This is a genomic window from Rhizobium sp. SG741, assembly GCF_012275435.1.
GTDB lineage: Bacteria > Pseudomonadota > Alphaproteobacteria > Rhizobiales > Rhizobiaceae > Rhizobium > Rhizobium lusitanum.
In genome coordinates, this window is the sequence record NZ_JAAZQP010000010.1 from 116457 (window position 1) to 131247 (window position 14791).

The window sequence follows — 14791 nt, forward strand, 5'->3', positions numbered from 1 at the left end:
CCCGACATTGGCGGCTTCCGCCGTTTCTATGGTTTGATGAAGTCGCTCTTTCGATAGCCCTGGAGATAGAGCAGGGCGGTCAGATCGCCGTGGTCGATGCGCATGCGAGCCTGTGCCGAAACCGTCGGTTTGGCGTGCAGTGCGACACCGGAGCCGGCGAGCTGCAACATGCCGAGATCATTGGCGCCGTCACCGACGGCGAGCGCGTCGTCGGTCAAAATGCCGAGTTTTTCGGCGATCTCGGTCAGCGCATCCACCTTGGCCTGCTTGCCGAGGATCGGTTCTTCGACGAGGCCGGTGAGGACGCCTCTTTCTTCCAGCAGGATATTGGCGCGATCCTCGTCGAAGCCCAATGTCGCGCCGATGCGGTTCGTAAAGACGGTGAAGCCGCCGGAAACGAGGGCAGTGTAATACCCCTTCGCCTTCATCGTGGCGATCAGCTCAGGACCGCCCGGCGTCAGGGTGATGCGTTTTGCGATGACATCGTCGACCACGGAAATCGGCAGGCCCTTCAGCAGGGCCACACGCTCGCGCAGGGCGGGCTCGAAGGCGATTTCGCCGTTCATGGCGCGGGCCGTGATGTCGGCGACCTTCTCCTTCAGGCCGACTTCGGCCGCGAGTTCGTCGATGCATTCCTGGCCGATTATCGTCGAGTCCATGTCGGCGATCAGCAGTTTCTTGCGACGTGTTTCGGCTTCCTGGATCACCAGGTCGATCGGCGCGCCGCCGATGACGGCGAGGATGTTGGCTTCCGCCGCCCGCAGGTCGGCATCGTCGCGCAGCGCGATATCGCAAGCGATGCCGTCGGCCAGCCAATAGAGCCCTGAGGCCTTGACGGCATCTGCTGCCTGTTCAGCGATGGCCGGAGCAAGAACGGGATTTGACGGATTGGCAATAAGCGTGGCAACGAAGGCCATGAGCAGAAACCTTGTGAGCGATATCGACGCGATCCTGATAACCGGGCCGACCGCCAGCGGCAAGTCCGCACTGGCGGTTGAATTGGCGCGTGCGCATGGCGGCGTGGTCGTCAATGCCGACAGCATGCAGGTTTATGATACGTTACGCGTGCTGACTGCTCGGCCTTCGCAGGCGGATATGGAGGGCATTCCGCACCATCTTTATGGTCATGTGCCGGCAGCGCAAGCCTATTCCACCGGCTTCTGGCTGCGCGAGGCCGCCGTATTGGTGGAACGATTGCGCGATGAGGGGCGAATGCCTGTTTTCGTCGGCGGAACAGGGCTTTACTTCAAAGCGTTGACAGGTGGCCTTTCCGACATGCCCGGCATTCCTCTTGAGATTCGTAACCGTCTGCGCGCGCGACTCCTGGCGGAGGGAGCCGAGGCGCTGCATCGCGAGCTTGCCGACCGCGACGGTGCCGTTGCTGAAACTCTCAATCCTCAGGACGGCCAGCGCATCGTTCGCGCCCTGGAGGTGATCGAAGCGACAGGCCAATCCATCGCCGCCTTTCAGGGGAAGACCGGGCCAGTCGTGATCGATCCTGAGCGCGCCCGGAAGATCGTGGTGTTGCCGGACCGCGCCTTGCTGCACGAGCGCATCAACAGCCGCTTTGAAAAGATGCTGGCGATGGGGGCTGCGGACGAAGTGCGGGCTCTGCTGGCGCTGGAGCTATCGTCGGAGATGCCGGTCATGAAGGCGATCGGCGTGTCGCAGATTGCCGCGATGCTAAGAGACGAGATGACGCGAGAGGACGTTCTCGAAACCGGAGCGGCAGCTACACGGCAATATGCCAAACGGCAGATGACGTGGTTTCGCAATCAGATGGACGAAAGCTGGGAGCGCGTCAGCCCATAGGCTGACCGATCAATCCTTGTCGTAAAGACTGCTCAGCGGTTTCTTCAGGATACTGTCACGCAGCGAAAGGCCGGGCTCCCGCCGCAGGGACGGAGCGGGGTCTCTCGTCGGCATCGCGCGAGCGCCAGCCGTGTCGTCGCCACGGATTTCGCGGCGCAGTTCCGCGAGCTTGCTGTCGATCGATGTCTGCATGGAGGCCGCCGTCGGCGGCAGAGCGTCGGCGCGCGGCAGCATGTCCGGGCGATAGGGTTCAATCGATGGCAAGGTCGCCTCGATCAGGCGCCTTGCGGATTGTTCGATAGGGGCATCGCCAAGATCGTTCCTGATCTCAGGCATAACTTCACTCGCGGCATTGTAGCTCTGCTGCAGGGCGGAAATATCGGGAGCGGAGATCGAGCGCATGCGGCTGACAATGGTCCGCAGGTCGACGGTGTCAGGTGATTCCTCGCTGGCTTTCGCCACGCTGCCATTGGCTTTCGGCAGCAAATTCTCCGCCACGCGGGAAAAACGCATGCGCATCGGCACGGCAATGGCTTCGCCGAAGGCGATGGCTTCGCCGTTGCCTATGGATGACAGAAAGCTCGTCGTCGATATGGAGGAGTTCGGTATGGCCGAACGGATGATTTCCTGGTCGCGATCGTTGGCAAGGCGCATGGCGAACAGTGTCGAGCATTGCGACAGGATCGTCTGGTCGAGTTCGCCCGGACGCTGGGTGATGATGCCAAGCGAAACGCCGTATTTGCGTCCCTCCTTGGCGATGCGGGAAATGGCCTGCCGAGTGGGCAGGAAGCCGAGCGTCGGATCGGCGGGGATATAGCGATGCGCTTCCTCGCAGACGACGAGCATATGGATCGCGCCATCGCTCCAGAGCGTCAGCTCGAACGCCATGCGGCATAGGACTGACGCGACGGAATTGACGACTTCCGAAGGAATTCCGGCGAGCTGGAAGGTGCAAATCGGCTTACCATCGCCCGGAATGCGGAAGATCTCGGCAATGGTCTCCATGATCGTATCGGTGATCGTGTTGTTGGAGAACATGAAATTATAGCGCGGATCGTTGATTGCCGAGATGACGCGCATTTTCAGCGAGCGCAGGTGCGGCTTTTCCTGGCGCCCCTCCAGCCGTCCGATGCGTTCGTCGATGAGCGCCAGCAGGTCGGCCATGCGATAGGGAACCGGCGTATCCGCCGTCACCGATGCTTTTTCCGACTGGCGACGCATCAAGGTTGAATCGCTGCCGCGAAAGGCGCGTTTTGCCTCCGGAATGAGATCGCGCAGCGCATCGAGCTCTTCCGGTACCGCCGGACGGCCACGGAAGACGACTTCGCTGAATTCCTCGAGCCGCATCAGCCAGAAGGGCAGGTCGAGCGTATCGGTATCGATGACGACGGAGTGCCTCGGAAAGGCGGCGGCGAATTCGTTGTGCGGGTCGAGGATCAGCACCCGCAGCTTCGGATCGGCGCCGATTGCCTTATGCAGCAGAAGCGAGACGGCGGTCGATTTGCCGACGCCTGTGGAGCCGACCACGGCGAAATGTTTCGACAGCATCGACGGGATGTGAATGGCGGCATCGATGCTTTCGTCCTGCGTCAGCTTGCCGATGACGCAGCTGCTGTCCTTGCCGGCATCGAAAATACGCATCAGGTCGCTGGCGCGGATGCGATGCGCGATGGCGCCGAGATAAGGATAAGCGGAAATGCCGCTTGAGAATTCCTCGCGGCCATCGGGCTCGACACGGACTTCGCCCAGCAGCTCCACTTCGATACGGAAGAGGTTGTCCTGCTCTTCGCCCCAGCCGATATTGCTGGTGTTCATGGCGTAGACCATGGCTGCGACGCGATTTGCCCCCACGCTGATTGAGATCAGCTTGCCGACCGACCAAAGTTCCGTGAGATCGGTGCCGCCATTCTCGGCGACGGCGGCAATGGTCGCGCTGGAGCCGTTGCACGCGACAACGCGACCGAGAAAGCGATTTCCCGGCTTTAGTTTGTCGCGGCGATCAAAATCTCCAGCCTTGCCGGACGTCTGCAGATCATTATTGAGCAAACGGCTACCTCGAGCGTTAGATAGCGGAGCATAGGGTCGGCGGCTTAACAAAATCCTGTCGGCAAGCCATGCTTTTTACTTGGATCGGGAGAGGGCGCGATTTTTTATTGCTTGATGCGTTGACGCTTCGAAATTTTCTGTCTATCACTCGACCCCATGAAAATTTCGACGGTTCTTATCGTGGTGGGAAAGCGCATGGGCAGGATGGTGTAACCATCCGGCGACAGCCACCCATGCGCTAGACGACAGGCTCCCCAAGGAGCCTTTTTTTATGCCCGAAATCGAGATTTCATCTTTCCAAACCTCCAGCAGATAGCGGAACAAACGTATGACCGGCACAGATAATCAGGCGAGCGACAATCGAATGACAGGCGCGGAGATCGTGTTGCGGGCGCTCAAGGACAATGGCGTCGAACACATCTTCGGTTATCCGGGCGGCGCGGTGCTTCCGATCTACGACGAGATTTTCCAGCAGGACGATATCCAGCACATTCTCGTACGCCACGAGCAGGGCGCCGGTCATGCGGCCGAAGGTTATGCCCGCTCGACCGGCAAGGTCGGCGTCATGCTGGTCACCTCCGGTCCCGGCGCAACGAATGCGGTCACGCCGCTGCAGGACGCGCTGATGGACTCGATCCCGCTGGTCTGCCTGACCGGTCAGGTTCCGACCTCATTGATCGGCTCCGACGCTTTCCAGGAATGCGACACGGTCGGCATCACCAGGCCCTGCACCAAGCACAACTGGCTGGTCAAGGACGTCAACCAGCTCGCAGCCGTCATTCACGAAGCCTTCCGTATCGCGCAGTCAGGCCGTCCAGGCCCGGTCGTCGTCGACATTCCGAAGGATGTCCAGTTCGCTACCGGCACCTACACGCCGCCGGAAGCGCATGATGTCCAGAAGAGCTATCAGCCCAAGGTTCAGGGCGATCTGAACAAGATCAACCAGGCCATCGAACTGATGAAGAATGCGCGCCAGCCGATCATCTATTCCGGCGGCGGCGTCGTCAATTCCGGCCCCGAAGCCTGCAAGCTGCTGCGGGAGCTCGTCGACTTGACCGCCTTCCCCATCACGTCGACCCTGATGGGCCTCGGCGCCTATCCGGCGTCCGGCAAGAACTGGCTCGGCATGCTGGGCATGCATGGTTCTTATGAGGCGAACATGGCGATGCATGATTGCGACGTCATGGTCTGTATCGGCGCGCGCTTCGACGACCGCATTACCGGCCGCCTGAACGCCTTCTCGCCGAATTCGAAGAAGATCCATATCGATATCGATCCGTCCTCGATCAACAAGAACGTTCGCGTCGATGTCGGCATTCTCGGCGATGTCGGCAATGTTCTCGAAGACATGGTTCGCCTGTGGCGGGCATTGCCCCAGAAGCCGGCCGCGGATCGTCTTGGCGACTGGTGGGGAAACATCGCCCGCTGGCGCGCGCGCAATTCCTTCGCCTACAAGCCAAGCGACGATGTCATCATGCCGCAATATGCCATTCAGCGCCTCTACGAGCTGACCAAGCATCGCGACACCTACATCACGACCGAAGTCGGCCAGCATCAGATGTGGGCGGCGCAGTTCTATGGCTTCGAGGAGCCGAACCGCTGGATGACCTCGGGCGGCCTCGGCACCATGGGCTATGGCCTGCCGGCAGCGCTCGGCGTGCAGATCGCCCATCCGGAGAGCCTGGTCATCGATATTGCCGGCGATGCCTCGATCCAGATGTGCATTCAGGAAATGTCGGCGGCGATCCAGCACAACGCGCCGATCAAGATCTTCATCCTGAACAACCAGTACATGGGCATGGTGCGCCAGTGGCAGCAGCTGCTGCACGGCAACCGCCTGTCGAATTCCTATACGGAAGCGATGCCCGATTTCGTCAAGCTGGCGGAAGCCTATGGCGCGGTCGGCCTGCGTTGCGAAAAGCCCGGCGATCTCGATGCGATGATCCAGGAGATGATCGACGTCGACAAGCCGGTCATTTTCGATTGCCGCGTTGCCAATCTCGCCAACTGCTTCCCGATGATCCCCTCGGGCAAGGCGCATAACGAGATGCTGCTGCCGGACGAAGCCACCGACGAAGCCGTCGCCAACGCCATCGACGCCAAGGGCCGTCAGCTGGTCTGATCGAATGGCCGGGGCGCGGCAGACGCCGCGTCCCGGACCGTCGAGCTTACCAATGTCGTGTTGGCATACCGAACAAGAACTGAGGAAACGGAACAAGGACAATGAACGCACACCTTCAACCCACGGGCTCCGCCTACTTCATCTCGCCAGAAACGGCGGCAGCGGAGAGCCACACGCTTTCGGTGCTTGTTGACAATGAGCCTGGCGTGCTTGCCCGCGTCATCGGCTTGTTCTCCGGTCGCGGTTACAACATCGAAAGCCTTACGGTTTCGGAGACCGAGCATCAGGCACATCTGTCGCGTATTACGGTGGTAACGCGCGGCACGCCGCAGGTGCTGGAGCAGATCAAGGCGCAGCTTGAACGTATCGTTCCGGTTCACCGCGTCGTCGATCTCACGGTGCGCGCCCGCGAACTCGGCCAGGAGCGGCCGATCGAGCGCGAAGTGGCGCTGCTGAAGGTGACCGGAAGCGGGGAGCTGCGTGCCGAAACATTGCGGCTGGCAGACGCCTTCCACGCCAAGGTAGTGGATGCGACCGTCGAGCACTTCATTCTCGAGATCACCGGCAAGTCGTCGAAGATCGATCAGTTTATCGCCATCATCAAGCCGCTTGGTCTCATCGAGGTATGCCGTACGGGCATCGCGGCGATGAATCGCGGCCCGCAGGGTATGTGATACCTATCCGTCGTTGACCGGTTTGCGGGCGTCGCCTAGCCTTTGCGACGCTCGGGCCGGATCGATGGCCGCATTTGCAGCGGGGTAAGAAGGGTGGCATTCGTCGTCGGGGAAATTTTGCCTGATCTCGGCGAGAAGCATTGGCATCCGCCGGCCGGAATGCGCCTCGGCGCTACCTTCTTCGTGCGTAACGACTTCCCTTGGCTCGGTCACTATTTCGGTTCACAGAAGTTCGCATCCACCCTGTCGCCTGGCATAGGCGGCATCGTTTCCTGGGGTGGCCGCGTGCCGGCCAAGACGGCAGCGGCGATCGCCCGGTTTCGTCGGCTGCCGCACTGGCATCTGGAGGACGGCTTTCTTCGTTCCGTCGGCCTCGGCAAGGCCGGGACCATCCCGCTTTCCATCGTCATTGACGATCTCGGACTACCTGTCGATGCAAACACGTCGTCGCGGCTCGAGCGTCTGATCGAGGGCGCCGGCGAGGCGGGCGAGCTCGGCCGGGCCATTCGAGAGCAGATCATTCTCAACAGGCTCTCGAAGTACAATCACCTGCCGCATCGGCCGCCCCAAGTCGAGCGGACGGGCAAGCGCCGCATTTTGTTGGTCGACCAGGTCGTCGGCGATGTCTCGGTTGGCAGGGCGCTCGGTTCGCAGGCCTCCTTTGAGCGGATGCTTGCCGATGGGCTGAAAAGCGGTGCGCAATGCCTGATCCGCACCCATCCCGATGTCATGGCGGGACTTCGTAAGGGATATCTTACGAATGACGCTGCCGCGAAGGGTGGGGCGGTACTGATCGATGATGCCGTTTCGGTGGCGTCGATCCTGGAGGTCGTCGACGAGGTCTGGACGGTTTCGAGCCAGTTCGGTTTCGATGCGCTGCTGCGCGGCATTCCGGTTCGCTGCTACGCGGCACCCTTCTATGCCGGCTGGGGTGTGACGCAGGATCATTTCGGCGTCTATACGAAAGCAGCGTTGGCAGGCAGGCGCACGAAGCTGCGATCCGTCGACCAGATCGCAGCTGCCGCCTTTTCGCTTTATCCGACCTATCGCGATCCGGCGGACTGGCGAGAGATCGCCGTCTTCCGGGCTATCGATCTGATCGTCGCGCAGCAGAGGGCGGCGGCCTGAGCCTACAGCATTTCCAATGACTTCTTTCGCGATGGCGGCGGAAACGCGGCATCGAGGACGGCCCAGTCCTCGTCGGTAATGTCGAGGTCTACGGAGCCACGATTTTCCTCGATGCGCTGCGGGTTCGAGGATTTCGGAATAGCTATCACGCCATCGCGGTCCAGCAGAAAGGCGAGAGCGATCTGGGCAGGGGTGGCCTGGTAGGTTTTGGCGATGCGGATCAAATCCGGATGGTGGGTCAGCCGGCCCTGTTCGATAGGGGAATAGGCCATGATCGGGATGCTGCGTTCCTGGCACCAGGGCAGCAGATCATATTCGATGCCGCGCCGGGCAAGATTGTAGAGCACCTGGTTGGCGGCGACATTGCCGCCGTTCGGCACGCCTAGAAGCTCGTCCATATCGGCAACGTCGAAATTCGACACGCCCCAGGCTTCGATCTTGCCGACCGCTTTCAGGTCTTCGAATGCTTCCACCGTCTCGGCAAGCGGATGATTTCCGCGCCAATGCAGCAGATAAAGATCGATGCGATCCGTCTTCAGGCGCTTCAGGCTGCGCTCGCAGGCTTCGATAGCACCTCTGAGGCTTGCATTGGCCGGATAGACCTTGCTGACCAGGAAAACCTCGTCGCGCCGCCCCTCGATCGCCTTGCCGACGATCTCCTCCGAGCCGCCATCGGCATACATTTCGGCAGTGTCGATCAGCGTCATACCGAGATCCAGCCCGATCTTCAGGCTGGCGATCTCATCCCGGGCCTGGGCGGCATCGTCTCCCATGTTCCACGTTCCCTGACCGAGTGCGGGAACCGTGACACCGGAGGGTAGGGTGACGGTAGGAATGGGGTCTCGCATGGTATGTCCTCACTGCAGAGAGCGGAAGGATAGTTTCATTCCGCCAGATTTCAATCGACACGGCTGATGTCACCGTGACAATCGCATTATGGCTTTCGGATTGCGCGCGAATTAGTGTCAGGCCAGACATGCGTCGCCATACTCGGCGCGCATGACAAGAATCACGAGAAAAATTTTGGATGCCGCCCTTTGTTACAATACGGTGTCCGGGGAGGCTCCATGGCGCTGGATACATTTCTGGCTCTTCTTCTGTTCGCATTCACGACCTCGATCACGCCGGGGCCGAACAACATGATGCTGTTTACATCGGGCGTGAATTTCGGCTTTCGGCGCACCATCCCGCATATGCTCGGCATCGGCGTCGGCTTTTTCGTGCTGCTGATTGCGGTGGGGTTGGGATTGGGCGCGCTTCTGCACACGGTGCCGCTGCTCTATACCGCGCTGAAATTCGCCGGCGGGGCTTATCTCGTCTGGATTGCCTGGAAGATCGGCACGTCGCGCAGCCTCAGCGAGCGCGAAAGCGGTGCCCAGCCTATGAGCTTCATGAGTGCCGCCGCCTTTCAATGGGTCAATCCCAAGGCTTGGGTGATGGCCGTCACCGCCATGGCGACCTACACCAATGAGCAGCTCTATCTCTTCAGCGTGCTGCTGGTCGGCCTGGCTTTTGCTGCTGTGAATGTTCCGAGCGTCTCGACCTGGGCCGGCTTCGGCTCGGCGCTGCGCGACTGGCTGTCCGATCCAGTTCGCCTCAAATGGTTCAACATAACAATGGCGGTGCTGCTGGTGCTCAGTCTCTGGCCGATGTTAAAATAGCGCTATGGATGGCTTATTGAGCATCAGCCAGAATATGCCGACTACGGAAAAAAACGCGGGAAAGCCGCAGGCGAACCAGACGCGGTAGAGCCGGTGATAGGCTGAAGGCAGCGGCAATCCTGCCGCTGACGCCGACCGTGCGAGATTGCGCAGCCGGATTTGTATCCAGACGACCGGCAACCAGAAAATCCCTGTGAGAACGTAGAGCAGCAGGGACAAGGCGATCCACCCCTCCTGAAGCGACCAGCCGATCGATTGCGCCAGAAGATAGCCTGTTACCGGCTGGAGAACGGCAGCGGTCGCGGTGAAGATGGTATCGGCGATGACGACCGTGCCAGCGACATGTGCAATGAGTTTGGTATCACCGGTGCGATGCGCCATGACCATGAAGAAGGCGATGCCCGCTCCTGTGCCAAAAAGCACGGTGGCGCCGACGACATGCGCGAGACGAAGAAATTCCTCCAGCAGCATCAGCGTTCCTCCAATACCGCAAGTGTGGCAACCGTCAGCAGGATCGACGGCAGGACTTTGACAAGCGGTCCGAGCGGATCGAGCCAAAGGGATGGTTCGAGTAAGGTGCCTCCGGCGAGATAGGCGAGCGTGACCGCGAGCATCCCGTATAACGCCGTGCGCGCGAACGGCCGCACCAGGATCAGCACGCCGAGGGCCATGTCGATGAAACAGGTTGCGATCGTCAGCGTCGTCGCCATGTCCTGAGACATAAAGGGCAGGAAATGCCGGCTCGCGGTGATCGGAGCCAGTATTGGCACAATTCCGGACACTATCCAGAACAGCGCCAGGCCAGCGATCATCAGGGGCTTCAGCAGGTAAAGACGGGCGGACCACACATCCTGAATGCCGGAAGGATTGGCGTCGAGTATCTCCGCCGCCGTCGTCAGACGCTGGCTGAGACGATGTCGCGCACTCCGACGGCTGAGAACACCTTCGGACATCACCGCCATAGCGGTGGAGCGGAGCGGAGAGCGCCATCCGAGCCGTCCGGCGATATCGGCAGCCCATGTGACCGGTCTTGCTAGGCCGGCCGGTATAGCTACGACTGGCACTGGCGCTAGGCCAAGCCAGTTTCGATGAAGTGTGACCAATTCGCGGAGCGTCAACACATCGTCGTTGGCAAGATCGATATCTGCGCCGGATGGAAATTGACCGGCGATTGCTTTTGAGACGGCCGCTGCGACATCATCGACCGAGATCGTTTCCATCGGGCTTTGGGCATGGATGAGCGGGAAGGCAAAGGGCATGGCGGCAAGCGCGCGCAACAGTGCCGTACCACCATGCGCATTACGGCCGAGAACAAGGGCGGGTCGGAGGATCACATGGTTGAGCCCGCTGGCCGCAAGTGCCTCATCGGCGTTGCGTTTTGTCGTCAGGAATGGTTGCTCCTTGCCGCCGCCATCGGTACGCGCGGAAATCTGCACGATGAGGTCGATCGCCGATTGTTTGGCTGCGACATAAAGGGCGTGCATCGCCCTTTCCTGTGTGGCGGCAAGATCGTCCGAAAGCCCGTCCTGAAGCGCGCCTGCACAATTGATAGCGGCCTGATGACCGCTCAGCGGCACTTGCCAGTTCGAAGGATCCGTCATCGTCGCCAGATCGGCTTTGATCCAGGTGATCGAAGGATATTTGATCCGCGCCCGGCTGGGATTGCGGGCAAGACCCGTAACCAGATGCCCTTCCGCGTGCAATCGCGCCGCGACCGCTGAGCCGATGAAACCAGTTGCGCCGAGAATCAGAATGTTCATGACAGGCAGATTAGCCAAAAGCGCTAGCAAAGGCAGTGGGTTGCGGCATCCAGGCGCGGTTGAAACAATGAAGAAGATGCTTGGCGACCGTCTGGCTAAAGCTTAAGCTCGAGTCCCATCCGATAGGGAGATCCATGATGCACGATCATGACGACCACCATCACCATGATCACGACAACAGTTATTCCGACATGCAGGCGCGCGTGAAAGCGCTGGAAACGCTGCTGACGGAAAAGGGCCTGATCGATCCGGCGGCGATCGATCGCATCGTCGAAACCTATGAAACGAAGATCGGGCCGCGAAACGGGGCGCAGGTGGTGGCAAGGGCCTGGAGCGACCCCGCCTTTGCCGACTGGCTGCGGCGTGACGCGACGGCAGCGATTGCGAGCCTCGGTTTTACCGGCCGGCAGGGCGAGCATATGCGCGCGGTGTTCAATACGCCGGATACGCACAATCTGGTCGTTTGCACGCTTTGCTCCTGCTATCCATGGTCCGTGCTCGGGTTGCCGCCGGTCTGGTACAAGGCGCCGGCCTATCGTTCGCGTGCGGTGATCGATCCGCGCAGCGTGCTGGCCGAATTCGGCCTGACGCTGCCGCAGGAAACGAAAATCCGTGTATGGGATTCGACGGCAGAGCTGCGCTATCTGGTCATCCCGCAGCGGCCCGCCGGCTCTGAGCGTCTGGACGAGGCTGAATTGGCCGATCTCGTCAGCCGCGATGCCATGATCGGAACGGCGCTCGCCAGATCCCCGGAGGCAGCGATATGAACGGGCCGCATGATCTCGGCGGGCAAATGGGGTTCGGCCCGGTTGCGCCGGAACCGAACGAGCCGTATTTCCATGCCGAGTGGGAAAAACGCGCTCTTGGCATCACGCTTTCCTGTGGTGCCTTTGGGGCCTGGAGTATCGACGAGAGCCGGCATGCGCGCGAGAATATTCCGCCGGCCAACTATCTTGCCGCCAGCTACTACGAGATCTGGACCCGAGCCATCGACATGCTGCTGGAGCGGCATGGTTTCGCGACGGCCGAGGAGTTGCAAACCGGTCATTCTCTCCAGCAGGGTGCGGTGCCGAAGCGGGTTCTGAAGGCTGACATGGTCGATGCGGCGCTCAACAAAGGTGGCCCTTGCGATCGGCCTGTTGATTCCGCACCGCTCTTTGCCGTCGGCGAGCGCGTGCGCACCAGGAATTTCAATCCGACTGGCCACACAAGGCTGCCGCGTTATGCTCGCGCCAAGGCCGGCGTGGTCGAGGCCGTACAAGGCTCCTTCGTGTTCCCCGATGACAATGCCCATGGCCGGGGCGAGAATCCGCAATGGGTCTATACCGTTGTCTTCGACGCGCTGGAAATCTGGGGCGAGGGTGCCGATCCCTCGCTCACGGTCTCCATCGATGCCTGGGAGAGCTATCTTGAGCGCCTATGAGATCGTCTCGCCTCTGGCGCAATCGCCTGAAATGCCGAAGTCCGATGATGGCGCGCCGGTTTTTCCCGAGCCGTGGGCTGCCGAAGCTTTCGCCATGACCGTGCATCTGCATGAGAGAGGCTTGTTTGCCTGGAGTGAATGGGCGGAACGGCTTTCGGCCGAGCTGCACAAACCGGGCCGCGCGCCTGACGGCAGCGATTATTTCGATTGCTGGGTGGCGGCTCTCTCCGGCCTGCTGGTGGCGAAAGGCATTGCTGATGCGGACGTGATCGCCGAGCTGCAGAGAAGCTGGCAGCGGGCGGCGGAGGCCACGCCGCACGGCAAGCCGATCGTTCTGGAAAACGATCCGCAGCGCTAGAGCAATTCTAGACAGACCTAGGACGAGAACTGCTTGTAGCACTCGTCGGCAACCTGCTGAAGCATCTCGCGGGAGATCTCGCCGGTCACGGTGTAGCCGAGACTGCCATCGATCCAGTAGAAGGTCTCGACATCTCCGCTGCTGGCGAAACGGAAGCTGGTCGTGGTATTTTCGGTATTGTGCCCGACGAGCACGGTCAGGCGCTGGCCGGCTGCGTTTTGATACATGAACATGGCTCCCGGCGTGCCGTTGATCGGCAAGAGCCTGCCGCCGACGAGTTGGAAGCCAAGCACTTGCAGGCCCGGCACTTTGAGGCCGGCGACATTCATGCGTTTGCCAAGCCATGTGGCGAGATGCGCTTCCTGATCCGCGCCGACTTCGACGGGATGGCGCACCTCGCTGGCATAGACGATGAAGGCCGAATGCGCCTGCTGTGGCCATGCTTCCATGGCGGTCAATTGCAATTCAGGCCGCGCAAACAGATCCGGGCCGAAATGGCCTGCGGCAGCGCCGGCAAGGAAGAGCGTCAGCGCGGCTGCGACCGTAGTCAAGCGGCGAAACCGATGCTGCGCTGCCTCGTTTTTCGGCGAAGTTTCCTTGCCTTTCGCGATCAGATCCGGATCGCCGTCCTTCGATATCGCATATGGTTGGAACAAGGCTTTGATGCCCTCGTTCTGGGCCTGCCATGCGGCGACCGCAGCGGCGTCTTCGGGGTTCTCGGTAAGCCATGCCTCCAGCTGCGCGTGTCTCTCCGGCGGCAGTAAACCATCAGCAAAGGCGTGGAGGTCCGCTTCGGTCACGGTCAGGTTGCGTTCGGTCATTTTGGTCTCCGAAGCGTAATGACATTGTCGGCGCTCAATAGGCTGGTCATCTTCTGGCGCGCGCGTGAGAGACGCGACATGACGGTCCCGATCGGGATATCAAGCATGCCGGCGACATCCTGATAGCTGTAGCCTTCGACGACGACGAGCATCAGTACCGCGCGATAGTCCTCGGCCAGGCTGTTGAGGGCCGCTTCCAGCTGCGACCGTTGCAGCGGGTCGTTGTCCGTCTCGGTCGCAGGCAAATGGCTGTTGTCGTCGATGTCGACGAAATTGCGGTTGGCCTGTTGGCGCAATCCGTTGCGATAGAGATTGGTCATGATGGTGAGAATCCAGCCGCGCAGGTTCAGCCCGCGCCATTGGCCGCGCCGCACCAGCGCTTTCTCCACGCAGTCCTGAAGCAGGTCCTCACCGTCGGCGTCGGAGCGGGCGAGGCTGCGCGAATAGCGTCGCAGCGAGGGGAGGAGCGCCAGCACCTCCGCCTCGAAACTATCGGGCGCGGAAGGCATTGCCGCCGCGCCCTTTCCGCTCCCGTCAGGGCTTTGCGACATCCCATACGCCCTTAAAACCATCGCCGGCGACGTCGCCGGACTTTGCATCCTTGACGAAGAAATAGAGCGGCATGCCGTCCTTTGCCCATTGTTTCATCCCATCCTTGCGGGTGATGATGGAATATGCACCTTCCGCCTTGGCTTTGCCATCGGCCATGAGCGGCGGCCAGGCTTTCGCGCAATCACCGTTGCAATTGGACTCGCCCGACTTGTCGTTCTTGAAGGTGTAAAGCGTCATGCCGTTTTCGCCGGCAAGAACCTTGCCCTTGGCGCTTTCGACTGTCTTTACCGGTGCTGCGGCGAAGGCGGCTGTGGCAAAGGCCGATGCCGCGGCGAGCGCAGCCAGGAATGTCACGGTCTTCATGATATCTCTCCTCGGGTGATGGACGGGTATTCGTCCAGGCCTCGCATTCTGCGCTGCCGGATGTGAGACAC

Annotated in this window: 16 protein-coding genes; 8 read left to right on the plus strand and 8 right to left on the minus strand. The window is 60.9% G+C overall.

Going from position 1 to position 14791, the window contains the following annotated elements; all coding sequences use genetic code 11:
- Nucleotides 1-26: 26 nt before the first annotated feature.
- Nucleotides 27-917 carry a phosphoserine phosphatase SerB gene (serB, locus tag FHT29_RS23800; protein ID WP_168600209.1) on the minus strand — a complete coding sequence of 297 codons (891 nt, stop codon included), beginning with the start codon at nucleotides 915-917 and terminating at the stop codon, nucleotides 27-29.
- On the opposite strand from serB, the gene miaA reads away from it, so the two are divergent.
- Nucleotides 916-1812 carry a tRNA (adenosine(37)-N6)-dimethylallyltransferase MiaA gene (gene miaA / locus FHT29_RS23805; protein WP_168596947.1) on the plus strand — a complete coding sequence of 299 codons (897 nt, stop codon included), beginning with the start codon at nucleotides 916-918 and terminating at the stop codon, nucleotides 1810-1812. The two genes, serB and miaA, sit on opposite strands and share 2 nt — an antisense overlap.
- Before the next feature lie 9 nt (nucleotides 1813-1821).
- On the opposite strand, the gene FHT29_RS23810 is transcribed toward miaA, so the two are convergent.
- Nucleotides 1822-3858, minus strand: a complete 2037-nt coding sequence (locus FHT29_RS23810) for an ATP-binding protein (protein WP_168596946.1) — start codon at nucleotides 3856-3858, stop codon at nucleotides 1822-1824.
- A 328-nt stretch (nucleotides 3859-4186) separates the two neighbouring features.
- Here FHT29_RS23810 and FHT29_RS23815 point away from each other — a divergent pair, with 328 nt between their 5' ends.
- The 3 genes from FHT29_RS23815 to FHT29_RS23825 all read left to right on the plus strand — a co-directional run bounded on the left by FHT29_RS23815 (nucleotide 4187) and on the right by FHT29_RS23825 (nucleotide 7782).
- The gene (locus tag FHT29_RS23815; RefSeq protein ID WP_168600210.1) at nucleotides 4187-5980 is read left to right on the plus strand and encodes an acetolactate synthase 3 large subunit; all 1794 of its coding nucleotides are present in this window, start codon (nucleotides 4187-4189) and stop codon (nucleotides 5978-5980) included.
- A 101-nt stretch (nucleotides 5981-6081) separates the two neighbouring features.
- On the plus strand, nucleotides 6082-6654 hold the full coding sequence (gene ilvN / locus FHT29_RS23820; protein WP_037202670.1) for an acetolactate synthase small subunit: 573 nt from the start codon (nucleotides 6082-6084) through the stop codon (nucleotides 6652-6654).
- Nucleotides 6655-6747: 93 nt separating this feature from the next.
- The gene (locus FHT29_RS23825) at nucleotides 6748-7782 is read left to right on the plus strand and encodes a capsular biosynthesis protein (RefSeq protein WP_037202669.1); all 1035 of its coding nucleotides are present in this window, start codon (nucleotides 6748-6750) and stop codon (nucleotides 7780-7782) included.
- Nucleotides 7783-7784: 2 nt separating this feature from the next.
- Here FHT29_RS23825 and FHT29_RS23830 read toward each other — a convergent pair whose 3' ends face one another.
- Nucleotides 7785-8630 (minus strand): aldo/keto reductase, encoded by an 846-nt coding sequence (locus FHT29_RS23830; protein ID WP_037202668.1) that lies wholly within the window; start codon nucleotides 8628-8630, stop codon nucleotides 7785-7787.
- Nucleotides 8631-8849: 219 nt separating this feature from the next.
- Here FHT29_RS23830 and FHT29_RS23835 point away from each other — a divergent pair, with 219 nt between their 5' ends.
- Nucleotides 8850-9443, plus strand: coding sequence for a LysE family translocator (locus FHT29_RS23835; RefSeq protein WP_047639863.1), 594 nt, complete (start codon nucleotides 8850-8852; stop codon nucleotides 9441-9443).
- On the opposite strand, the gene FHT29_RS23840 is transcribed toward FHT29_RS23835, so the two are convergent.
- Both FHT29_RS23840 and FHT29_RS23845 read right to left on the minus strand, forming a co-directional pair.
- A complete protein-coding gene (locus tag FHT29_RS23840) occupies nucleotides 9435-9911 on the minus strand; it encodes a DUF2269 domain-containing protein (protein WP_047558130.1) in 477 nt (158 codons plus the stop codon). The two genes, FHT29_RS23835 and FHT29_RS23840, sit on opposite strands and share 9 nt — an antisense overlap.
- Before the next feature lie 2 nt (nucleotides 9912-9913).
- Nucleotides 9914-11203, minus strand: a complete 1290-nt coding sequence (locus tag FHT29_RS23845) for an SDR family oxidoreductase (protein WP_047558019.1) — start codon at nucleotides 11201-11203, stop codon at nucleotides 9914-9916.
- Nucleotides 11204-11340: 137 nt separating this feature from the next.
- On the opposite strand from FHT29_RS23845, the gene nthA reads away from it, so the two are divergent.
- The 3 genes from nthA to FHT29_RS23860 are packed head-to-tail and all read left to right on the plus strand — an operon-like array spanning nucleotide 11341 to nucleotide 12984.
- Nucleotides 11341-11970, plus strand: a complete 630-nt coding sequence (gene nthA / locus FHT29_RS23850) for a nitrile hydratase subunit alpha (protein ID WP_037202665.1) — start codon at nucleotides 11341-11343, stop codon at nucleotides 11968-11970.
- Nucleotides 11967-12626 carry a nitrile hydratase subunit beta gene (gene nthB, locus FHT29_RS23855; RefSeq protein WP_047558016.1) on the plus strand — a complete coding sequence of 220 codons (660 nt, stop codon included), beginning with the start codon at nucleotides 11967-11969 and terminating at the stop codon, nucleotides 12624-12626. The genes nthA and nthB overlap by 4 nt, the downstream gene beginning before the upstream one ends.
- Nucleotides 12595-12984, plus strand: a complete 390-nt coding sequence (locus FHT29_RS23860) for a nitrile hydratase accessory protein (RefSeq protein ID WP_131512094.1) — start codon at nucleotides 12595-12597, stop codon at nucleotides 12982-12984. The genes nthB and FHT29_RS23860 overlap by 32 nt, the downstream gene beginning before the upstream one ends.
- A 17-nt stretch (nucleotides 12985-13001) precedes the next feature.
- Here FHT29_RS23860 and FHT29_RS23865 read toward each other — a convergent pair whose 3' ends face one another.
- The 3 genes from FHT29_RS23865 to FHT29_RS23875 are packed head-to-tail and all read right to left on the minus strand — an operon-like array spanning nucleotide 13002 to nucleotide 14720.
- On the minus strand, nucleotides 13002-13805 hold the full coding sequence (locus FHT29_RS23865) for an anti-sigma factor (protein ID WP_047558012.1): 804 nt from the start codon (nucleotides 13803-13805) through the stop codon (nucleotides 13002-13004).
- Nucleotides 13802-14314, minus strand: coding sequence for an RNA polymerase sigma factor (locus FHT29_RS23870; RefSeq protein ID WP_047558128.1), 513 nt, complete (start codon nucleotides 14312-14314; stop codon nucleotides 13802-13804). The genes FHT29_RS23865 and FHT29_RS23870 overlap by 4 nt, the downstream gene beginning before the upstream one ends.
- Before the next feature lie 25 nt (nucleotides 14315-14339).
- The gene (locus FHT29_RS23875) at nucleotides 14340-14720 is read right to left on the minus strand and encodes a lipoprotein (RefSeq protein WP_047558010.1); all 381 of its coding nucleotides are present in this window, start codon (nucleotides 14718-14720) and stop codon (nucleotides 14340-14342) included.
- Nucleotides 14721-14791: the final 71 nt, after the last annotated feature.